Raw genomic sequence first — 21,948 nt, forward strand, 5'->3', positions numbered from 1 at the left:
GCACCGAAAGGTCCGGGGGTTTTTTTTCGACCAGTGCAAATCTCAGCGAATTACCGAGGAGCAAACAATGAGCAGTAGCATAAAATTCTGTTGTTCCCCTAAGGATACAGGAGAATAACCATGACAGGTGCACAGTGGGTAGTTCAGGCTTTACGCGCGCAGGGTGTCGAAACCGTGTTTGGTTATCCTGGCGGCGCCATCATGCCCGTGTACGACGCGCTGTACGATGGCGGCGTGGAACACCTACTGTGCCGTCATGAGCAAGGTGCGGTGGTCGCCGCGATCGGCTATGCCCGCGCCACCGGCAAAACCGGCGTCTGCATTGCCACTTCCGGTCCCGGCGCGACCAACTTAATCACCGGCCTGGCGGACGCCATGATGGATTCCGTGCCGGTCGTCGCCATCACCGGCCAGGTCTCTTCGGCGTTTATCGGCACCGACGCCTTCCAGGAGATCGACGTTTTAGGCCTGTCGCTGGCCTGCACCAAACACAGCTTCCTGGTTGAATCGCTGGACGAGCTGCCCTCGGTGATGGCGGAAGCCTTCGCTATCGCGCAGTCAGGCCGTCCGGGCCCGGTACTGGTCGACATCCCTAAAGATATCCAGATCGCCAGTGCCGAGCTGACGCCTCATCTGCTGCCGGTTGAAGAGCAAATCGCGCATTCGCCGCAGCATATTGAAGAGGCGCGCGCGCTGATGGCGCAGTCGCATAAGCCGATGCTCTATATCGGCGGCGGCGTCGGCATGGCGCAGGCGGTTCCCGCGCTGCGCGCTATGGCACAGCAGACCGGCATTCCAGTGGTCGCCACGCTGAAAGGCCTCGGCAGCGCCGACAGCGAAAGCGACGTCTATCTCGGGATGCTGGGTATGCACGGCACCAAAGCGGCGAACCTGGCGGTGCAGTCCTGTGATTTGCTGATTGCCGTCGGCGCGCGCTTTGACGACCGCGTCACCGGCAAGCTCGATACCTTCGCGCCGCACGCTAGCGTAATCCACATCGACATCGATCCCGCCGAGCTGAACAAGCTGCGCCGCGCGCACGTGTCGCTGCAGGGCGATCTGAATCAGGTGCTGCCCGCGCTGAGCATGCCGCTGCAAATTGAAGGCTGGCGCGAAGAGGTGAAGGCGATGAAAGCGGCGTTCAACTGGCGCTACGATCATCCCGGCGAGGCGATCTACGCGCCGCTGCTGCTGAAGCAGCTTTCCGATCGCAAGCCGGCGAGCGCCGTCATTACCACCGACGTCGGCCAGCACCAGATGTGGACCGCGCAGCATATGAACTTCAGCGCGCCGGAGAATTTCATCACCTCCAGCGGCCTCGGCACTATGGGCTTCGGCCTGCCTGCAGCGGTCGGCGCGCAGGTTGCGCGTCCCGACGACACCGTGATCTGCGTATCGGGCGACGGCTCGATCATGATGAACATTCAGGAGCTGGGCACCATCAAGCGCAAGAAGCTGCCGGTGAAAATTCTGCTGCTGGATAACCAGCGTCTCGGCATGGTGCGCCAGTGGCAACAGCTCTTTTTCGACGGTCGCTACAGCGAAACCATTCTGACCGACAACCCCGATTTTCTGACGCTGGCCAGCGCGTTTGATATTCCAGGCCAGCGTATTAGCCGTAAAGATGAGGTCGACGCCGCACTTGATGCTCTGCTGAACAGCGAAGGTTCTTACTTCCTGCATGTTGCGATTGATGAGCATGAAAACGTCTGGCCACTGGTGCCGCCTGGCGCCAGCAACGCAAACATGATGGAGAAAACCGTATGAACCAGCACCAATTGTCTATCGAAGCCCGCTTTCGTCCTGAAATATTGGAGCGCATTTTACGCGTCGTCCGTCATCGCGGCTTTCAGGTCTGCGCCATGAACATGGGTGCAGTGGCGAACGGCGAAACCATTAATATCGAAATGACCGTTGCCAGCCAGCGTTCAGTCGATTTACTGTCTTCACAGTTAAGCAAACTTATGGATGTCGCCAGTGTCGAGATCCAGCAACAAACATCACAACAAATCCACGCCTGGTCGTGAAAGGAAATAAGAATGAGCACGAAGAAAGCAGACTTTATTTGGTTCAACGGGGAGATGGTTAAGTGGGAAGACGCGAAAGTCAGCGTCATGTCTCACGCGCTGCACTACGGTACTTCTGTGTTTGAAGGCGTGCGCTGCTACGACTCGCACAAAGGCCCGGTGGTGTTCCGTCACCGTGAACACATGCAGCGTCTGCACGATTCCGCCAAAATCTATCGTTTCCCGCTGCAATACAGCGTCGAAGAGCTGATGGAAGCGACGCGTAAAGTGCTGCGCGACAACAATCTGAAAAGCGCCTATATCCGTCCGCTGGCGTTTGTCGGCGACGTTGGTCTGGGCGTGAACCCGCCGGACGGCTACACCACTGACGTGATCATCGCCGCCTTCCCGTGGGGCGCATATCTGGGCGCCGAAGCGCTGGAAAATGGCATCAACGCCATGGTCTCTTCCTGGAACCGCGTGGCGCCGAACACCCTGCCAACCGCGGCGAAAGCGGGCGGCAACTACCTCTCCTCTCTGCTGGTGGGCAGCGAAGCGCGCCGCCACGGCTATCAGGAAGGCATCGCGCTCGACACCAACGGCTATATCTCCGAAGGCGCGGGCGAAAACCTGTTTGAAGTTAAAGACGGCATTCTGTTCACACCGCCGTTTACCTCTTCTGCGCTGCCGGGCATTACCCGCGACGCCATCATCAAGCTGGCGCAGGATATGGGCATCGAAGTACGCGAGCAGGTGCTGTCGCGCGAATCGCTCTACCTGGCTGACGAGATCTTCATGTCCGGCACCGCCGCAGAAATCACGCCGGTACGCAGCGTTGACGGCATTCAGGTCGGCGAAGGCAAACGCGGCCCGGTAACCGAAAAAATCCAGAAAGCCTTCTTCGGCCTGTTTACGGGCGAAACCGAAGACAAATACGGCTGGCTGGATCAGGTTAACCCATAACAAGAGAGTAACGCGGGCGCAGCAGTGCCCGCGTCATTTACAGACTGGAGTAAACAGAGCATGCCTAAGTACCGTTCCGCCACCACCACGCATGGCCGCAATATGGCGGGTGCCCGAGCCCTGTGGCGCGCCACAGGAATGACCGACGCCGATTTCGGCAAGCCGATTATCGCCGTGGTCAACTCATTCACCCAATTTGTGCCGGGCCATGTCCACCTGCGCGATCTCGGCAAGCTGGTCGCCGAGCAGATCGAAGCGGCGGGCGGCGTAGCCAAAGAGTTCAACACCATTGCGGTGGATGACGGTATCGCCATGGGCCATGGCGGCATGCTCTATTCGCTGCCGTCGCGCGAGCTGATCGCCGACTCGGTCGAATACATGGTCAACGCGCACTGCGCCGACGCCATGGTCTGCATCTCCAACTGTGACAAAATCACCCCGGGCATGCTGATGGCGTCGCTGCGCCTCAATATTCCGGTGATTTTCGTCTCCGGCGGTCCGATGGAAGCGGGGAAAACCAAGCTTTCCGACAAAATCATCAAGCTGGATCTGGTCGACGCGATGATTCAGGGCGCCAACCCGAACGTCAGCGACGCCGACAGCGAGCAGATCGAACGCTCCGCCTGTCCGACATGCGGCTCCTGCTCCGGCATGTTCACCGCCAACTCGATGAACTGCCTGACCGAAGCGCTGGGCCTGTCGCAGCCGGGCAACGGCTCGCTGCTGGCGACCCACGCCGACCGCAAAGAGCTGTTTATCAACGCGGGCAAGCGCATCGTGAGCCTGACCAAACGCTATTACGAGCAGGATGACGAAAACATGCTGCCGCGTAACATCGCCACTAAAGCGGCCTTTGAGAACGCCATGACGCTGGATATCGCCATGGGCGGCTCCACCAATACCGTTCTGCACCTGCTGGCTGCGGCGCAAGAGGGCGAAATCGACTTCAATATCTCCGATATCGACCGCCTGTCGCGCAAAGTGCCTCAGCTGTGCAAAGTGGCGCCGAGCACCCCGAAATACCATATGGAAGACGTTCACCGCGCCGGCGGCGTTATCGGCATCCTCGGCGAGCTGGATCGCGCCGGCCTGATCGACACCAGCGCGCGCAACATCCTGCAGCAGACGATGCGCGAGACGCTGGATCAGTACGACATCATGCTGACCAAAGACCAGGCGGTGAAGGATATGTTCCGCGCCGGTCCGGCGGGCATTCGCACCACCCAGGCCTTCTCGCAGGATTGCCGCTGGGAGACGCTGGATGACGATCGCGCCGAGGGATGTATTCGCACCCGCGAGCACGCCTACTCGCAGGATGGCGGTCTGGCGGTGCTCTACGGCAACCTGGCGGAAGATGGCTGTATCGTTAAAACCGCGGGCGTAGACAAAGAGATCCTGACCTTTAAAGGCCCGGCGAAAGTCTATGAAAGCCAGGATGACGCGGTTGAAGCGATCCTCGGCGGCAAAGTGGTGGCGGGCGATGTAGTGGTGATCCGCTACGAAGGGCCGAAAGGCGGGCCGGGCATGCAGGAAATGCTCTATCCGACCACCTACCTGAAATCGATGGGCCTCGGCAAAAGCTGCGCGCTGATCACCGACGGACGCTTCTCTGGCGGCACCTCCGGCCTGTCGATCGGCCACGCCTCGCCGGAAGCGGCCAGCGGCGGCACCATCGCGCTGGTGAAAGATGGCGACATCATCGAGATCGATATCCCGAACCGCGGCATCAAACTGGCGGTGCTGGACAACGAACTGCACGCGCGTCGCGAAGAGGAAGAAGCGCGCGGCGAAGCGGCCTATACGCCGCACGGCCGCGTGCGTCAGGTTTCGTTCGCGCTGCGCGCCTACGCATCCCTCGCCACCAGTGCCGACAAAGGCGCAGTGCGCGACAAGAGCAAGCTGGGAGGCTAACCAATGGCTGAGGCTCAACCGCTACCTGCGTCGCCCTGCGGCGCAGAATATCTGCGCGCCGTGCTGCGCTCACCGGTGTATGAAGTGGCACAGGTGACGCCCCTGCAAAAAATGGAAAAGATTTCATCGCGTCTCGGCAACACCATTCTGGTGAAGCGCGAGGATCGGCAGCCGGTGCACAGCTTCAAGCTGCGCGGCGCCTACGCGATGATCGCCGGACTAGACGAAGAGCAGAAAGCGCGCGGCGTGGTAACGGCGTCGGCTGGCAACCACGCGCAGGGCGTGGCGCTCTCCGCCAGCCGGCTCGGCATCAAATCGCTGATTGTGATGCCGGTAGCCACGGCAGACATCAAGGTGGATGCAGTGCGCGCATTTGGCGGTGAGGCTTATCTCTACGGCGCTAACTTCGACGAGGCGAAAGCCAAAGCGATCGAGCTGGCGGAGCAGCAGGGCTACACCTTCGTGCCGCCGTTTGACCATCCGGCGGTAATCGCCGGTCAGGGCACGCTGGCGATGGAGCTGCTGCAGCAGGACGCGCATCTCGATCGCGTCTTCGTGCCGGTGGGCGGTGGCGGCCTGGCAGCGGGCGTGGCGGTGCTGATCAAACAGCTGATGCCGCAAATCAAGGTGATCGCGGTAGAGTCGGAAGACTCCGCCTGCCTGAAAGCGGCGCTTGAAGCGGGCGAGCCGGTGGATCTGCCGCGCGTCGGGCTGTTCGCCGAAGGCGTGGCGGTGAAGCGCATCGGCAGCGAAACCTTCCGCCTGTGTCAGGAATATCTCGACGACATCATCACCGTCGACAGCGACGCCATCTGCGCGGCGATGAAAGATCTGTTTGAAGACGTGCGCGCGGTGGCGGAGCCGTCAGGCGCGCTGGCGCTGGCGGGCATGAAGAAATATATCCAGCAGCACGACATCAAAGGCGAGCGGCTGGCGCATATTCTTTCAGGCGCCAACGTCAACTTCCACGGCCTGCGCTATGTTTCCGAGCGCTGCGAGCTGGGCGAACAGCGCGAAGCGCTGCTGGCGGTGACCATCCCGGAACAGCAGGGCAGCTTCCTGAAGTTCTGCCAGACGCTGGGCGGACGCGCGGTGACCGAGTTCAACTACCGCTACGCCGACGCCGACAACGCCTGCATCTTCGTCGGCGTGCGTCTGACGCGCGGGCTGGAGGAGCGCGGCGAGATTATCAGCCAGCTGATTCAGGGCGGCTATCAGGTGGTGGATCTCTCCGACGACGAGATGGCGAAGCTGCACGTGCGCTACATGGTGGGCGGCCGTCCGTCGAAGCCGCTGCGCGAACGGCTGTTCAGCTTCGAGTTCCCGGAGGCGCCGGGCGCGCTGCTGAAGTTCCTGCAAACCCTCGGCACGCACTGGAATATCTCGCTGTTTCACTATCGTAGCCACGGCACCGATTACGGTCGCGTACTGGCGGCGTTTGAAATCGGCGACAACGAACCGCGCTTTGAGTCGCATCTTACCGAGCTGGGCTATGACTTCCACGACGAAGCCAATAACCCGGCGTTCCGTTTCTTCCTCGCCGGGCAGTAATTACAGCAGGTGCCAGAAGGCGTGAATCAGCGGCTCTCCGAGCCGCTTTTTTTGTACGCAGACGCCCAGCTCCAGCGGCGCCACCGACTCCACATTCTCCAGCGTCAGCACGCGATTGCGCACCGGCTCCGGGCTATTCTCCAGCACCACGTCCGGCAGCAGCGCGATGCCGCAGCCGAGCGCCACCATCGACACAATCGCCTCATGGCCGGAAACCGTGGCGTAGATATGCGGATTGGGAATACGGTGACGACGAAACCAGAGATCGATACCGCGTCGCGCCGGACCCTGATCGGGCAGGATAAAGGGGATCTGCGCCCAGTCGGGCGACGGCTGGGTCGCCTGACTGCGCACCGGACAGGGCAGCGCCGGGGCGATCAGCACCAGCGGGATCAGGCCCAGCGGCGTAAAGTCGATGCTGGCGGGCAGCGACTCGGGCCGCCCGGCGATGGCCAGATCCGCCTCGCCGGACTGCACCATTTCAATAGCGTCGGCGGCGTCGCCGGTGGTCAGCTTAATCTCCACCTGCGGATGCTCGGCGCGAAAGCGATCCAGAATCGGCGGCAGGTGGCTGTAGGCGGCCGTCACCGAACAGAACAGGCGCAGCTCGCCGCTCAGCGACGGGCCGTTAAGATCCATCACGTGGCGCAGCTGCTGATACTGCAACAGCGTCTGCTGCGCGAACTGGCGCAGACGCTCGCCCGCTTCGGTCAGGGTGACGGTGCGGTTGTCGCGCAGAAACAGCGCGTGTCCCACATCCTCTTCAAGGCGCTGGATCTGGCGCGACAGCGTGGATGGACTGACGTGCATGGCGCGCGCGGTGCGGCCAAAGTGGCAGCTTTCAGCCAGATGAAGAAACAGCTTTAAATCTCGTAAATCCATGCGCCTTGACCTCTCCCGTAGCGTTGCAAATTCTGCAATGTGACCTTGCTAATATATCAATTTAAGCAACAGATTTCCTGTCATATGATGGGGTCATTCGCGGCGCTGCTGTTTACGCCGTTACAGGACAAAAACAAACACAACATCTGACCGGAGTGCCCCATGGCTAACTACTTCAACACACTGAATCTGCGCAACCAGTTAGCGCAGTTAGGCAAATGTCGCTTTATGGCGCGCGATGAATTCGCCGACGGCGCCAGCTTCCTGAAAGGGAAAAAAGTGGTCATCGTGGGCTGTGGCGCGCAGGGCCTTAACCAGGGCCTGAACATGCGTGACTCTGGTCTGGACGTCGCTTATGCGCTGCGCGCCGAAGCGATCGCCGAGAAGCGCGCCTCCTGGCGCAAGGCCACCGAGAACGGCTTCAAGGTCGGCACCTATGAAGAGCTGATCCCGCAGGCTGACCTGGTGGTGAACCTGACGCCGGACAAGCAGCACTCTGCCGTGGTGCAGGCGGTGCAGCCGCTGATGAAAGATGGCGCGGCGCTGGGCTACTCGCACGGCTTCAACATCGTTGAAGTGGGTGAAACCATTCGCAAAGACATCACCGTAGTGATGGTGGCGCCGAAATGTCCGGGCACCGAAGTGCGCGAAGAGTACAAGCGCGGATTCGGCGTGCCGACGCTGATCGCCGTGCACCCGGAAAACGACCCGAAAGGCGAAGGCATGGCGATCGCCAAGGCCTGGGCCGCAGCCACCGGCGGCGACCGCGCGGGCGTGCTGGAATCCTCTTTCGTTGCGGAAGTGAAGTCTGACCTGATGGGCGAGCAGACCATTCTGTGCGGCATGCTGCAGGCCGGTTCGCTGCTCTGCTTCGACAAGCTGGTGGCGGAAGGTCACGACGCGGCCTACACCGAAAAACTGATCCAGTTCGGCTGGGAAACCATCACCGAATCCCTGAAGTTCGGCGGCATCACGCTGATGATGGATCGCCTCTCTAACCCGGCGAAACTGCGCGCTTATGCGCTGTCAGAGCAGCTGAAAGAAATTATGGCGCCGCTGTTCCAGAAGCATATGGATGACATCATCTCTGGCGAATTCTCGTCAGGCATGATGGCTGACTGGGCCAACGACGACAAAAACCTGCTGACCTGGCGCGAAGAGACCGGCAAAACCGCCTTTGAAACCGCGCCGCAGTTCGACGGCAAAATCGACGAGCAGGAGTACTACGACAAAGGCGTTCTGATGGTGGCGATGGTGAAAGCGGGCGTTGAGCTGGCGTTTGAAACCATGGTCGACGCGGGCATTATTGAAGAGTCCGCCTACTATGAGTCGCTGCACGAGCTGCCGCTGATCGCCAACACCATCGCGCGTAAGCGTCTGTATGAAATGAACGTGGTGATCTCCGACACCGCCGAGTACGGCAACTATCTTTTCTCCTTCGCCGCGGTGCCGCTGCTGAAAGAGTTTATGACTCAGCTGCAGCCAGGCGACCTGGGCAAAGCGATCGAAGGCACCCAGGTTGATAACGCGCAGCTGCGCGACGTCAACGAAGCGATTCGCCAGCATCCGATCGAAGCGGTTGGCCGTAAGCTGCGCGGTTATATGACCGACATGAAGCGTATCGCCGTCGCCAGCTAAGCCACGCGCGCCACCTTTTTCAGCACTGATAAAACCCCGGCCTGCCGGGGTTTTTCCTTTCAGGCGTTCACGCCTTTCATCCCTTCTTCCGTATAGCGCGCTCCCTGCACCTCAACGCGCTGGTGGAGGGTGTTGAGCAGCGCCACATCCGCCTCTTCCAGCCTTATCTCTGCCGCCTGCGCGTTTTCAGTCAGATAGCCGATCTGTTTCGTGCCGGGGATCGGCACCAGCCTGTGGTACTGCGCCAGCAGCCAGGCGAGCGCAATCTGGCCGGGCGTGCAGCGATACTTCTCCGCCAGTGGGCGCACCGCGTCCAGCAAGGCCGCATTATGATCGAGGCTCGCCTGCTGAAAGCGCGGATTGTGCTGGCGAAAGTCCCCATCGGCAAAATCGCTGTTGTGGCGATATTTGCCGGTCAGGAAGCCGCGGCCCAGCGGCGAATAGGCCACAAGCCCGACGTCCAGCGCTTTTACCGTGGGCAGGATCGCCTGCTCAACGTCGCGCGTCCACAGCGAGTACTCTGTCTGCAGCGCGGCGACGGGATGAACGGCGTGCGCGCGGCGCAGGGTGGCGGCCGAGACTTCGCACAGCCCGATATGGTTTATCTTGCCCTCCTTCACCAGCTGGCTCAGGCACGCCATGCTCTCTTCAATCGGCGTCGCCTGGCTGACGCGGTGAAGATAGAACAGATCGATGCGCTCGACGCCCAGCCGCTTTAGCGAGTCGTGGCAGCAGCGGGTGATATAGTCAGGCCGGTTGTTAATGGTGCGGCTATACGCCTCCTCTGGCGCGCGCTCGATGCCGCACTTGGTGGCGACCCTGAACCGGCTGCGCGCGGCGCTCTCCAGCCCGGCCAGAAAGCGGCCGATCAGGGTTTCATTGTGGCCGCGGCCATACTGATCCGCCGTATCAATAAAGGTCTGATCCAGATCGATAAGCTGGTGGAGAACGCGCAGCGACTGCGCCTCATCCGTCGCGCCGTAGAATTCGCTGAGGCCCATGGCGCCATAGCCGATGGCGCTGACCGCTAAGTCTTTTGCTAAGAATCGCGTTTGCATAATCCCTCCTGTTTGCCTGCGCTGATTCTTTCACCCGCCGGCGCAGCAGGGAATTGCCATTTTTGTGATGCCGAAAAGGTATTAAGGCGCGCTGTCGCTCAGGGTGTTCAGCGCCTGCAGCAGCACAGCGCGCGCGTCGTGACGGCGCGTGGCGGCGTAGACGTCGATAGCCAGCTGCTGCGCTTCCCTGTCGGGCAGCGGCCGGTAACACAAGCCTGCCTGAGCAAAGGCGCACTTTGACTGCGGCAGCAGCGCGAAGCCTTTACCGCGGGCAATATGCGACAGCATCGTCAGCGAATCCTCCGGCTCTTTGCGCTTTGTCAGCGGCGTTGTCAGCTGGGCGAAAAGCTGTTCGCACTTGTCATAAAAGGCGGGATTGGCGCGTCTGGCAAACCAGAACAGCGGCAGGCCGCTGAGGTCGTTTAGCGAGACGGTTTCCTGCCGGCTGGCGGGATGCCGGGCGGGCAGCGCGACAAGCAGCGGCTCGCGGCAGATCCAGCGATACTGCACGCCTTGCTCGTCGCCTGCGCCTTTCTCTCCGGTTAACACCAGATCCAGCGTCTGCTGCGCCAGACATTGCAGCAGCTGGGCCGAGGTCAGATCGGGCGAATCGATCTCATCACCGCTGTCCAGCAACGCCAGCCGCGCGGCGACCGGCGCGATGCGCGTAAAGTCCAGCGTGCGGGTCAGCCCGATGCGCAGCCGATGCTGGCGGGAAAGGGAATCGGCGCTAAGGGCGTCAAGATCGGCGAGAATTTTCTCCGTTTTGCCGACCAGCGCGCGTCCCGCCTCGGTCAAACTCACCGCGTGAGTGCTGCGGCTGAACAGCGGCTGGCGCAGCAGCGCTTCAAGACTCTGGATCTGCCGCGTCAGCGGCGGCTGAGTCATGCTGAGGCGTTCGGCGGCGCGGCGAAAATTCAGCTCGTGCGCCACGGCGAGAAAACACTGAAGCTGTTTAACGCTGGGAAGGGTGTTGCTGATCAGGTGGGCTGCCGTCGCCATGGCTCTTTTCCTGCATACCGGGAAGAGAGCCACTATAACATAGCGAGAAACCCGGCCTGAGCCGGGTTTGTTGATGCGGGTTACACCGCTTCGTACAGCGTCTGGTGGCGCGTCTCTTTGCAGGCGATCAGCGCGATCAGCGTCAGCGCCGCCATCGCCGCCAGATAGTAGCCCACCGCCTGCAGGCCGTAGTGGGCGTTCAGCCAGGTGGCGATATAGGGCGCAACCGAGGCGCCGAGAATCGACGACAGGTTATAGGAGAACGAGGCGCCGGTATAACGCACTTCGGTCGGGAACAGTTCCGGCAGCAGGGCGCCCATCGGGCCGAAGGTCAGCCCCATCACGCTCAGGCCGAGCAGCAGGAACGCCATCACCAGCGCCTGCGAACCCGAGCCCAGCATCGACGGGAACAGGAAGGCGAAGCCGATAATCAGCAGCGTAATCGTAATCATGGTTTTACGACGGCCGAAGCGATCCGCCAGCAGTCCGGCGATTGGCACCATCACGCCGAAGCCGATCACCGCCATCATCAGCATCCACAGGAAGCTGTTGCGCGAGAAGCCGAGACCCGCCGGCGCCGGCGCGGTGCCGTAGCTCATCGAGTAGACAGTCATAATGTAGAACAGCGTGTAGGTCGCCAGCATGATAAAGGTGCCGAGAATGGTCGCCGTCAGATGCTTGCTCAGCAGCGCGGCGATCGGCACGCGCACCTGTTTTTTCTCTTTCTGCACCTTCGCGAACACCGGGCTTTCATGCAGCGAAACGCGCACGTAAAGGCCGATAATTACCAGCACCGCCGAGAGGATAAAGGGCACGCGCCAGCCCCACTGCATAAACTGCTCGTCGGTCAGCAGCCAGGAGAGCAGCAGAAAGGTGCCGTTGGCAAAAAAGAAGCCGATCGGCGCGCCAAGCTGCGGGAAGGAGCCGTAGAGCGCGCGTTTTTTCGCCGGGGCGTTTTCCGTCGCCAGCAGCGCCGCGCCGCCCCATTCGCCGCCGAGGCCAAGCCCCTGGCCAAAACGCGCCAGCGCCAGCAGCAGCGGGGCCGCCACGCCAATCGACTGATAACCCGGCAGCAAGCCGATCACCACGGTAGAGACGCCCATGGTCAGCAGCGAGGCGACCAGCGTCGCCTTACGTCCCACGCGGTCGCCGAAGTGGCCAAACAGCGCGGAGCCGATCGGACGTGCCACAAAGGCGATGGCGAAGGTCGCCAGCGACTGCAGCGTCGCCACGGTGTTATCGCCCTGTGGGAAGAAAATATGCGGGAAAACGATCACCGCCGCGGTGGCGTAAATATAGAAATCGAAGAATTCAATCGCCGTACCGACCAGCGAGGCCACCACGACTTTGCCGCGAGAGTTCACTGGCGTATCGTCTTGTGACTTTTTCAGAGGTTCTGTAATGGAGGCTTGCATAACTGTTTCTTAATTGTAAATAGAGACAGGGAATATTACGCACCTGTCATGCCGCATTCAACGGCGATAAACCGCGCCAGAACGGGCTTTTTCGGCGAAAAAGTGAATAATGTGTGCTGGCATGAAATGCGTGGATTAAGGCAGGGAGAAGCCCGCCTTTTGCAGCGGGAATCTCTATAAAACGGGGAAATAAAAGTGACCCTTCAGCTATTCATCCTGCTGGTTGGCCAAAAAACAGCCGAAGGGAGAAATTTTTCGCTACTGGTAACCTTTTTTACGTCCGCCTTCCGGCAGCTGCGGATCGTCCTTATATTTCGCGGTGGCGATCCAGGCGGCGCAAAACAGCGTCAGGCGCGCAAAGAAGTAGAAAAACGCCATCAGGCCGAGCACGGAGCCAAAGGCGGCGCCAGAGGGTGACGAGGCCAGCTTCGGCAGCGTTAGCGTCATCACGAACTTGATCACCTCAAAGCCGATAGCCGCCAGCAGCGTACCGCGAAACAGCGCTTTCTTGCGCGGCTTGTGGCGCGGCAGGATCCAGAAAATCCACAGAAACAGCAGATAGTTGGCCATAATCGAAATCGCCAGCGCGATGGCGGTCATCGCCGGGCGCAGCCACTCGATATCCGCCAGCCCCAGCGCGTTGACGATCGCCGCCTGCGCCGCGCCGGCGATAGAGGTCAGCGACAGGGTGATCACCAGCGCCAGCATCAGGCCGATCAGCGAGATAAGGTCACGCAGATATTTTTTCCAGAACTTCTCCTGATCGTCCGGCTTGCGCTCCCAGACGTCGCGCGACTGGGCGCGCACCGCTTCACGCAGGTTGCCCATCCAGTTGATGCCGGAGTAGAGCGCCAGCAGCAGGCCGGTGATGCCGACGGTGGCGCGCTGCTGAATCGCGGTATTCACCGTATTCTTCAGCGTGGTGGCAAGCGTGGGATCGCTGATGCTGCTGACGATCTTGTTGATCAGCTCCGACAGCAGATCCTGATTCGACGCCAGCACAAAACCCACGGCGGCGAACGAGACCATTAAGATCGGGATCAGCGATAAAAACGAGAAGTAGGTGATGGCGGCGCCGAACTGACTGCCGAGGCGATCGTTAAAGCGCTCCAGCGCGCGAATAAAGTGCGCCACGGCCGGGATGGCCTGAAACCAGGCGGCAAAACGCGACACGCGACGAATCGAGCCGTCGACGGTTTTATTGCCGGTCTGAATATCAATCAGCGGTTTGGGCTGCTCGGAATGGGTGGCATGTTCCTGTTTGTCCGTCATAGACAGTTGTCATCCTGCTAAACATAAAAAAGCAATTATAGCCGCTCAGGTGACATACTCCTGAAGTACCTGACTCAGCCACTCCATAAATACGCGCACCCGGCGCGCCACGTTGCGCCGATGAGGATAGAGCAGCGAAATCGGCATCGGCTTCGCCGGGAAGGCGTGCAGCACCTCCACCAGCTGGCCAGACTCCAGCAGCGGATAGATGCCCATCGCCGGCACCTGAATAATGCCGAGCCCGGCCAGACAGGCGGCGCGATAGGTTTCGGTGCTGTTAACCGTGACAACGCCGCCGGTCTGCACGTAGTGGCACTGTTTGCCGTCAAAATATTCAAAGCCGGGCGACGGCTGGCCGAGCTGTTGGGTGTAGTGCACCATGGCGTGCGACGAGAGCGCCTCCAGCCGCGTCGGCATGCCGAAGCGGGAGAGGTAGCCGGGACTGGCGCAGTTGATTAAGGTGTAGGTGCCGATTTTGCGCGCAATCAGGCCGGAGTCTTTTAGCTCGCCGACGCGTATCACGCAGTCGAAGCCTTCACGGATCACATCCACCATGCGGTCGCTGCTGCTCAGCTCAATCTCTATCCCAGGGTAGTGCTGCAGAAATTCCGGCAGGCGCGGCAGGATAAAACCGGTCGCCATCGCCACCGACATATCGACGCGCAGCTTGCCGCTGAGCGTGGCGGGATCGTGCTGAAACAAACTGTCCATATCGTCGAGCATCGACAGCAGATCGAGGCAGCGGTCGTAGTAGACCAGCCCATCCTGCGTCAGCTGCACGCGGCGCGTGGTGCGGTGCAGCAGTCGGGTACCCATCTGATTTTCCAGCGCCTGCAGCTGGCGCGACACGCTGCCTTTCGGCAGGCCAAGGCTTTCCGCCGCGCGGGTAAAACTGCCCATCTCCGCCACCCGCACAAAAACCTGCATTGCGTGAATTTTATCCATGTTGTTCACCGATTGTTGTTGTAAGTGAAACAGTGCGGCGTATTCCCATGCGTTTATAGATCAATTATTCGGGAATATCCTGATCCTGTGTTCAATTTCTCAACAGGATCGAAACATGTCTAACAAAATTGCTGTAATTACCGGCGCAAATCGTGGTTTAGGCAAGAATGCGGCGTTAAAACTGGCCGCAAAGGGCGTTGATATCCTTTTTACCTACCGCAGCCATCGCGACGAAGCGGAGGCGGTGGTCGCTGAAATCACAGCGCTGGGCGGCCGCGCGGCCGCGCTACCGCTGGATGTCGGCGACAGCCGCCAGTTCGACAGCTTTGTCACCGAGGTGAAAGCGGCGCTGCAAAAGCAGTGGCAGCGCGAGCGCTTTGACTATTTAATCAACAACGCCGGACATGGTCACTATAAGCCCTTTCGCGAGACCACGGAGGAGGAGTTTGACGCGCTGGTCAACGTTCACTTTAAAGGGCCCTATTTTCTGACGCAGAAGCTGCTGCCGCTGATTAACGACGGCGGACGCATTCTGAATATCTCCAGCGGCCTGACGCGCATGACCTATCCCGGTTCCGCCACCTACGCCTCGGTAAAAGGCGCGATGGAGGTGCTGACGCGCTATCAGGCGAAAGAGCTGGGCGAACGCCGCATTCGCGTCAATATCCTGGCACCGGGCGCCATCGAAACCGACTTTGGCGGCGGTCGCGTGCGCGACAACAAAGAGATCAACGACACCATCGCGGCGCTGACCGCGCTGGGCCGCGTGGGCCAGCCGGACGATATCGGCGACGCCATCAGCGCCATCCTCAGCGAGGAGAGCGGCTGGATCACGGCGCAGCGCATCGAGGCGTCAGGCGGTCAGGCGTTATAACCCGCACGGACGCGCGGCGGCTGCGGGCCTACAGCGCGATGGTGCCGTCAATCACCGTCACCGTCTTGCCGCCGATCCAGATCTGGTCGCCCTCGAAGCGCACCGATACCCGTCCCTGACGCTGGATCGCCGTGCCCTGACGCGTCCGGTAATCCCGCTGCTGGCCCTGGGCGGCAAAATAGCGCGCCAGACAGGCGTTGGCGCTGCCGGTAATAGGATCTTCCGTCAGGCTGTTGTTCTCGACCAGCAGGCCGCGCACCTCATACTGCTCGCTCTCGCCCTGCGGCAGCGGGCCGAACGGCATCACGCCGGTGGCGCCCGCATGGGCGATCAGGCGCTGTAAATCGTTCACGGCAGGTTTAATCGCCAGCACCGCCTCGGCGCTGATCATCGGCACCAGCAGCCAGCGAATGCCCATATCCACCACCACCGGCGTCTGCGTGGTGTCGAACCGCTCGCAGTTGAGTGCGTTGCCCATCAGCGCGTCAGTGAAAGGGGTAATTGTCGCCTCCGGCGCGGCGAACGCCAGCGAGCCGTCGGCGGTGATATCAATAGTAACGTTGCCGACGCCGCACTCCTGTACCATCCTGCCCGGCGTTTTTGTCGGCCAGCCCGCTTCCAGCAACGCGTGCGCTGTACCCAGTGTAGGATGACCGGCGAACGGCAGCTCGCCCTCAACGGTAAAGATGCGCACGCGGTAGTCGGCCTGCGGATGCTGCGGCGGCAGCACAAAGGTGGTTTCCGACAGATTGGTCCAGCGGGCGATAGCCTGAAGCTGCTCGTCGCTCAGACCCTGCGCATCCATGATCACCGCCAGCGGATTGCCGTTAAACGCCAGCGAGGTAAAGACATCAACTTGCTTAAACGCGACTTTCATGACTACTCCTTTCTCAACAGGGCATTTCCGCGCCCGGGATTTGCGTTTATCGCCTGACAGGGTTATCAATATGTTAACAATTGCTGCAGGAGACCGTTATGCTGAAAATTCTTGGGCGCGACTCGTCGATCAACGTGCGCAAAGTGCTCTGGCTCTGCGATGAACTGGATCTCGACTATGACCACGAAGCGTGGGGCACCGAACCCGACTCCCTGCGCAAACCGGAATTTCTCGCGCTGAACCCCAACGCGCTTATCCCGGTGCTGATCGACGACGACTTCGTGATGTGGGAGTCGAACGCGATTTTGCGCTATATCGCGAACGCCTACGAAGGCGACTGGCTCTATCCGCAAAACCCGCGCGCCCGCGCGCCGATTGACCAGTGGATGGACTGGCAGTCCACCGAACTCAACACCTCGTGGCGCTACGCCTTTATGTCGCTGGTGCGCAATTCCCCCGCGCATCAGGATCCGCGCCTGCTGGCGGCGGCCTGTAAGGGCTGGACGCACACCATGGGCATTCTCAACCAGCAGCTGGAGAAAACCGGGCGCTACGTCGCAGGCCGCAACTTTACGCTGGCGGATATCGGCGTCGGGCTAGCGGTCAATCGCTGGTTCGAAACCCCGCTGGATCATCCCAACCTGCCGGCGGTGCGCAACTACTACGAACGCCTCACCGAACGTACGCCTTACACCGTCTGGGGCCGCAACGGCAAGCCCTGATCGATACCTGGCGCCAGACCCGCCAGCTCGCAGGCGATGGCGCCGGTGCGCTTCAGCGCCCAGGTGTAGCGTTCGTCAAACGGATAGCAGCAGGAGAGCCGCAGCGCGTGGTTATAGCGCTCGCTGAGCGAATAGAGCGCGCCGGGCGTCACGCAGATCTGCTCCTGCAACAGGCGGCGGAACATCGCCACCGTATCGACCCGCTGCGGCAGTTCCACCCAAAACACAAACCCGCCGCGCGGCAGCGTGGCGCGCGTGCCCTGCGGGAAATAGCGGGCGATCAGGCCGCGCGCCTCATCCATATTGGCGGCGTAGCGGCGGCGCAGCGTGCGCAGATGGTGATCGTAGCCGCCGTTGGCGAGAAATTCCGCCAGGGTTTCCGACAGCAGGCGCGATTCCGCCATCGAGGAGACCGCTTTCAGACGGGCAACCGCCTCATGGAAACGGCCTGCGGCGATCCAGCCGATGCGGAAGTCCGGCGCGACGGTTTTGGTAAAGCTGGTGCAGTAAATCACCCAGCCTTCGCTATCGAACGACTTCACGGCGGGGGAGAGCGGCCAGTCGAACTGCAGCTCGTCATACAGCCCGTCTTCCAGCAGCGGCACCTGGTAAGCGTTGACTAACGTCGCCAGCCGCTGTTTGTTCTGGCGCGACATGCAGCAGCCGAGCGGGTTTTGCGCGCTCGGCATGGCGATCAGCGCCTGAATGCGCTTCTCCTGCAGCAGCATCTCCAGCGCGTCGAGCGAAAGCCCGTGCTGCGGATCGGTGGGGATTTCCAGCGCCTTCAGACCCAGCGACGCCAGCAGCGGAAACAGGAAAAAGTAGGTCGGCGACTCCAGCCCGACGCAGTCGCCCGGCTGCGTGACCGCGCGCAGCGCCAGCTGCAGCGCCTCCATACAGCCGTGGGTCAGGGTGATGGCGTCGCTGGTCAGCGACATGCCCCCATGCAGCGCGCGGCGCGCGATCTCCTCCCGTAAGCGCTCACTTCCTGGTGGAAGCGCATAGCGGCCGATAAGATCGGGGCTGCGCCGCAGCAGCGAGGCGGTAATACGGCCCAGGCGCGCCGAGGGATACAGCTCGCCGTCCTGCGGACAGGCAAGGGAGATATTGATATAGTCGGGATGGTTCTGCGCGGCGAAGACCTGGTCGATCAGGTCGAGCTTTTCGCTGCTCGGATCTTTGATGCGTGCGCGGTGCGGCGCCGGCGGCGTCACGGCGGGCAGCACGCTGCGCACGTAGTAGCCCGACTGCGGCCGCGCCTCAATCAGGCCGCGATCTTCCAGCAGCTGCCAGGCATTGAGCACGGTATTGATGCTGATCTGATGGGTCTGCGCCACGCGGCGAATCGCGGGCAGGCGCTTGCCGGGCTTGAGCGTGCCCTGATGGATCGCTTCGGCGAAGCTATCGGCCAGCTGGTGGTAGAGCGGCCGATCGTCTGACAAGGAAGGGGACACAAAAGCCTCCGCGCGGCATGGGTACAATTGAAAAAAGCGTTAACTGTAACCATAACAATAGTGATTTTGTGTCTCTGTTACCAACTCTTTTCCCGCTCTAGCATAGAACTCTGTTTCCTTTCAGAGAATAGCGCCATGCTCGATCCCTCTTTTTTCAGCTACGTTACCGTGATGTCTATTACGCCCGGCCCCAACAACCTGCTGCTGGCAACCTCCGGCGTTAATTTCGGCCTGCGCCGCACCCTGCCGATGATCTCCGGCGTGCTGCTGGGCTGCCTGCTGCAAAACGCGCTGGCGGTGCTGGCGCTGGAGTGGCTGCTGAGCTGGATGAGCGCCGTCCGGCTGCCGCTGACGCTGGCGGGCTGCGCCTATCTGCTCTGGCTGTCGTGGAAGCTGTGGCGGGCGGGCGCGCCGACCCAGCGGGAGAAGGCGCAGCCGATGACCGTGGCTGGCGCTATCGGCTTTCAGGCGGTCAATCCCAAAGCCTGGCTGATGGCGACGAACGTGGCGCTGCTCTGGAGCGCGCAAAGCGGGCTGCTGCCGGTGATGCTCGGCTTCGCGCTGGTGAATTTGCCCTGCATTCTGATCTGGGCGGCGCTGGGCGATCGGCTGGGCCTGCATCTGCAGACCCGCTGGAAGCGTCAGCTCTTCAACAGCGTGATGGCGCTCTCGCTGGTCGCCACCACGCTGTGGATGCTGGCGGACGCGCTGCGTTAGTCCGGCGCGCCGTTGCCCGTTTCTGACGGCCACTTCCAGCCGCGCACCTCCGGCACGTCTTCGCCATATTCCCGCACGTAGCGATGGTGTTCGGCGATGCGCTCCTGCAGGTCGTCAAGCAGCTCAGGATGGCGATCCGCCAGCCCCGGCACGCGCAGGATCGCCTCCTGCGCCAGATGATAGCGGTCCAGCTCGTTAAGCACCGTCATATCGAACGGCGTGGTGGTGGTGCCCTCTTCGTTGAAGCCGCGCACGTGGAAGTTACGATGGTTGTTGCGCTGATAGGTCAGGCGATGCACCAGCGCCGGATAGCCGTGGAAGGCGAAAATCACCGGCCTGTCGAGGGTGAACAGCGCGTCGAATTCCGCTTCGCTTTTGCCGTGCGGATGCTGATCCTGGGTCTGCAGCGCCATCAGATCGACCACGTTCACCACGCGAATGCGCAGGTCGGGCAGATAGCCGCGCAGCAGATCCACCGCCGCCAGCGTCTCCAGCGTTGGCACGTCGCCGGCGCACGCCATCACCACGTCCGGCTCTTCGCCCTGCGGCGTGGTGCCCGCCCAGCGCCATTCGCCCATGCCCGCTTCGCAGTGCGCGATAGCGCTCTCCATATCCAGCCACTGCGCCGACGGCTGCTTGCCCGCCACGATCACGTTGATGCGATCCCAGGTGCGCAGGCAGTGATCGCCGACCCACAGCAGCGTGTTGGCGTCCGGCGGCAGATAGATGCGCACGATATCCGCTTTTTTATTGGCGACGTGATCCATAAAGCCGGGATCCTGATGGCTGTAGCCATTGTGATCCTGGCGCCAGACGTGAGAAGAGAGCAGATAGTTGAGCGACGAGACCGGCTTGCGCCAGCCGAGCTTGCGCGTCACCTTCAGCCACTTGGCGTGCTGGTTGAACATCGAATCGACGATATGGATAAAGGCTTCGTAGCAGTTGAACAGGCCATGGCGGCCGGTCAGCAAATAGCCCTCCAGCCAGCCCTGACACTGATGCTCGCTGAGAATTTCCATCACGCGGCCATCGCGCGCCAGCTGCTCGTCGTAGGGTTTCATCGGCTCCAGCCAGGTGCGGCTGGTGACGTCGAACACCGGCGTCAGACGGTTCGAGGCGGTTTCATCGGGGCCGAACAGGCGGAAATTATGCTGATTGCGCGCGAAAATTTCTGCCAGATAGCGGCCGAACTGCTCGGTGGCCTGCGCCAGCTGCGAGCCGGGCTGTTTCACGTCAAAGGCGAACTCGCGGATATCAGGGGTGTTAAGCTCGCGGCGCAGCAGGCCGCCGTTGGCGTGCGGCGAGGCGCCCATGCGCTTGTCACCCTGCGGCGCCAGCGCGCGCAGCTCTGGCTTCAGCCGACCCTGCTCGTCAAACAGATCGTCCGGCTGATAGCTGCGCAGCCACTGTTCCAGAATCTGGCGATGTCCCGCATCCTCGCGGCAGGCCGCCACCGGCACCTGATGGGCGCGCCAGAAATCCTCGACTTTTTTACCGTCGACCTCCTGCGGGCCGGTCCAGCCTTTCGGGCTGCGCATCACGATCATCGGCCAGCGCGGGATCCCTTCCTGCTCGCCGCCTGCGCGCGCCGCCTGCTGGTAAGCGGCGATGCTGTCAAAGGCGCGCTCCAGCATAGCGGCCATCTGCTGATGCATCTTCTCCGGTTCGTGGCCGCTGACAAACAGCGGCTCGTAGCCGTAGCCGCTAAACAGCTGCTGTAGATCCTCGTCGCTGGCGCGTCCCAGAATGGTCGGGTTGGCGATTTTATAGCCGTTGAGATGCAGGATCGGCAGCACCGCACCGTCGCGCGCGGGATTGAGAAACTTAATGCCGTGCCAGCTCGACGCCAGCGGGCCGGTTTCCGCCTCGCCGTCGCCGATCACGCAGGGCACGATCAGATCGGGATTATCGAAGGCGGCGCCAAAGGCGTGCGACAGCGAATAGCCGAGTTCGCCTCCTTCGTTGATCGACCCCGGGGTTTCCGGCGCGGCGTGGCTGGGAATGCCGCCGGGAAAAGAGAACTGCTTGAACAGGCGCTGCATCCCGTCAATATCCTGGCTGACGTGCGGGTAGATTTCGCTGTAGCTGCCCTCCAGCCAGGTGTTGGCCACCATGCCGGGTCCGCCGTGGCCCGGCCCGCAGATATAGATCAGGTTCAGGTCGCGCTGGCGGATAATGCGGTTGAGGTGCGCGTAGATAAAGTTAAGGCCCGGCGTGGTGCCCCAGTGGCCCAGCAGGCGCGGCTTGATATGTTCCGGCTGCAGCGGCTCGCGCAGCAGCGGGTTCGCCATCAGGTAGATCTGCCCGACGGAAAGGTAGTTGGCGGCGCGCCAGTAGCGATCCAGCAGCTGAAGATCGCTGGCAGCGGTCGGTTGTGACATCGGACATTCTCCTGGTTAGCGAAACGTGATGGGGAAAAAAGCGTTTCATTAACCCTAATAGAGAATCCGCTACTCGACCAGGCGCGGTCACGGCGCGAGGCCTTATACGCGTATGAGCATGCTGGTGCGGGCCACCGCACCTCCTCTGCTGCCGGGCCGTCCTCGCGCCGCTGCGCGGTGCCTTCGGCTGCAACGTCGTGCCAGCCGGACCGTTCGGGTACGGCCATCCAGGCCTACCCGAACTGCCTGTCGCATCCCTGCGACCGGCTCCGGGCACAAC

Annotated in this window: 18 protein-coding genes; 9 read left to right on the top strand and 9 right to left on the bottom strand. The window is 61.5% G+C overall.

Going from position 1 to position 21,948, the window contains the following annotated elements; genetic code table 11:
- The first annotated feature begins 120 nt into the window (after positions 1–120).
- From ilvG to ilvA, 5 genes are read left to right on the top strand one after another with little or no spacing between them, the layout of a single operon-like run.
- Positions 121–1,767 (top strand): acetolactate synthase 2 catalytic subunit, encoded by a 1,647-nt coding sequence (gene ilvG, locus MC269_RS00415; RefSeq protein WP_239953343.1) that lies wholly within the window; start codon positions 121–123, stop codon positions 1,765–1,767.
- The gene (gene ilvM / locus MC269_RS00420) at positions 1,764–2,027 is read left to right on the top strand and encodes an acetolactate synthase 2 small subunit (protein ID WP_081136800.1); all 264 of its coding nucleotides are present in this window, start codon (positions 1,764–1,766) and stop codon (positions 2,025–2,027) included. The genes ilvG and ilvM overlap by 4 nt, the downstream gene beginning before the upstream one ends.
- Positions 2,028–2,039: 12 nt before the next feature.
- A complete protein-coding gene (locus MC269_RS00425) occupies positions 2,040–2,969 on the top strand; it encodes a branched-chain amino acid transaminase (RefSeq protein ID WP_081136798.1) in 930 nt (309 codons plus the stop codon).
- A gap of 60 nt (positions 2,970–3,029) precedes the next feature.
- A complete protein-coding gene (gene ilvD / locus MC269_RS00430) occupies positions 3,030–4,880 on the top strand; it encodes a dihydroxy-acid dehydratase (RefSeq protein ID WP_239953344.1) in 1,851 nt (616 codons plus the stop codon).
- A 3-nt stretch (positions 4,881–4,883) separates the two neighbouring features.
- Positions 4,884–6,431 carry a threonine ammonia-lyase, biosynthetic gene (gene ilvA / locus MC269_RS00435; RefSeq protein ID WP_239953345.1) on the top strand — a complete coding sequence of 516 codons (1,548 nt, stop codon included), beginning with the start codon at positions 4,884–4,886 and terminating at the stop codon, positions 6,429–6,431.
- On the opposite strand, the gene ilvY is transcribed toward ilvA, so the two are convergent.
- Positions 6,432–7,313 (bottom strand): HTH-type transcriptional activator IlvY, encoded by an 882-nt coding sequence (gene ilvY, locus MC269_RS00440; RefSeq protein WP_239953346.1) that lies wholly within the window; start codon positions 7,311–7,313, stop codon positions 6,432–6,434.
- A gap of 162 nt (positions 7,314–7,475) precedes the next feature.
- On the opposite strand from ilvY, the gene ilvC reads away from it, so the two are divergent.
- Entirely contained in the window at positions 7,476–8,951 is a 1,476-nt protein-coding gene (gene ilvC / locus MC269_RS00445) for a ketol-acid reductoisomerase (RefSeq protein ID WP_239953347.1), read from the top strand.
- A gap of 59 nt (positions 8,952–9,010) precedes the next feature.
- Here ilvC and MC269_RS00450 read toward each other — a convergent pair whose 3' ends face one another.
- From MC269_RS00450 to MC269_RS00470, 5 genes are all read right to left on the bottom strand, one after another.
- Positions 9,011–10,009 (bottom strand): aldo/keto reductase, encoded by a 999-nt coding sequence (locus MC269_RS00450; protein WP_239953348.1) that lies wholly within the window; start codon positions 10,007–10,009, stop codon positions 9,011–9,013.
- 81 nt (positions 10,010–10,090) lie between these two features.
- Positions 10,091–11,011, bottom strand: coding sequence for a LysR family transcriptional regulator (locus MC269_RS00455; RefSeq protein ID WP_239953349.1), 921 nt, complete (start codon positions 11,009–11,011; stop codon positions 10,091–10,093).
- Between the two features lie 80 nt (positions 11,012–11,091).
- Positions 11,092–12,426 (bottom strand): MFS transporter, encoded by a 1,335-nt coding sequence (locus MC269_RS00460; RefSeq protein ID WP_239953350.1) that lies wholly within the window; start codon positions 12,424–12,426, stop codon positions 11,092–11,094.
- Between the two features lie 258 nt (positions 12,427–12,684).
- Positions 12,685–13,698 (bottom strand): inner membrane protein YhjD, encoded by a 1,014-nt coding sequence (gene yhjD / locus MC269_RS00465; RefSeq protein ID WP_239953351.1) that lies wholly within the window; start codon positions 13,696–13,698, stop codon positions 12,685–12,687.
- 45 nt (positions 13,699–13,743) lie between these two features.
- Positions 13,744–14,643, bottom strand: a complete 900-nt coding sequence (locus MC269_RS00470) for a LysR family transcriptional regulator (RefSeq protein ID WP_081136808.1) — start codon at positions 14,641–14,643, stop codon at positions 13,744–13,746.
- A 115-nt stretch (positions 14,644–14,758) separates the two neighbouring features.
- On the opposite strand from MC269_RS00470, the gene MC269_RS00475 reads away from it, so the two are divergent.
- Positions 14,759–15,517, top strand: coding sequence for an SDR family NAD(P)-dependent oxidoreductase (locus MC269_RS00475; protein ID WP_239953352.1), 759 nt, complete (start codon positions 14,759–14,761; stop codon positions 15,515–15,517).
- Between the two features lie 28 nt (positions 15,518–15,545).
- On the opposite strand, the gene MC269_RS00480 is transcribed toward MC269_RS00475, so the two are convergent.
- On the bottom strand, positions 15,546–16,394 hold the full coding sequence (locus MC269_RS00480) for a PhzF family phenazine biosynthesis protein (protein WP_081136778.1): 849 nt from the start codon (positions 16,392–16,394) through the stop codon (positions 15,546–15,548).
- Between the two features lie 98 nt (positions 16,395–16,492).
- Between MC269_RS00480 and MC269_RS00485 the strand changes: the two genes are divergently transcribed.
- Positions 16,493–17,116 carry a glutathione S-transferase family protein gene (locus tag MC269_RS00485; RefSeq protein WP_081136776.1) on the top strand — a complete coding sequence of 208 codons (624 nt, stop codon included), beginning with the start codon at positions 16,493–16,495 and terminating at the stop codon, positions 17,114–17,116.
- Here MC269_RS00485 and MC269_RS00490 read toward each other — a convergent pair.
- On the bottom strand, positions 17,083–18,570 hold the full coding sequence (locus tag MC269_RS00490; RefSeq protein ID WP_239953353.1) for a PLP-dependent aminotransferase family protein: 1,488 nt from the start codon (positions 18,568–18,570) through the stop codon (positions 17,083–17,085). The genes MC269_RS00485 and MC269_RS00490 overlap by 34 nt on opposite strands.
- A 135-nt stretch (positions 18,571–18,705) precedes the next feature.
- Here MC269_RS00490 and MC269_RS00495 point away from each other — a divergent pair, with 135 nt between their 5' ends.
- A complete protein-coding gene (locus MC269_RS00495) occupies positions 18,706–19,287 on the top strand; it encodes a LysE family translocator (protein ID WP_239953354.1) in 582 nt (193 codons plus the stop codon).
- Here MC269_RS00495 and MC269_RS00500 read toward each other — a convergent pair.
- Positions 19,284–21,668: a phosphoketolase gene (locus MC269_RS00500; protein ID WP_239953355.1), complete on the bottom strand. Its 2,385-nt coding sequence runs from the start codon at positions 21,666–21,668 to the stop codon at positions 19,284–19,286. The two genes, MC269_RS00495 and MC269_RS00500, sit on opposite strands and share 4 nt — an antisense overlap.
- Positions 21,669–21,948: the final 280 nt, after the last annotated feature.

The organism is Pantoea sp. Z09, from assembly GCF_022394795.1.
GTDB lineage: Bacteria > Pseudomonadota > Gammaproteobacteria > Enterobacterales > Enterobacteriaceae > Pantoea > Pantoea latae.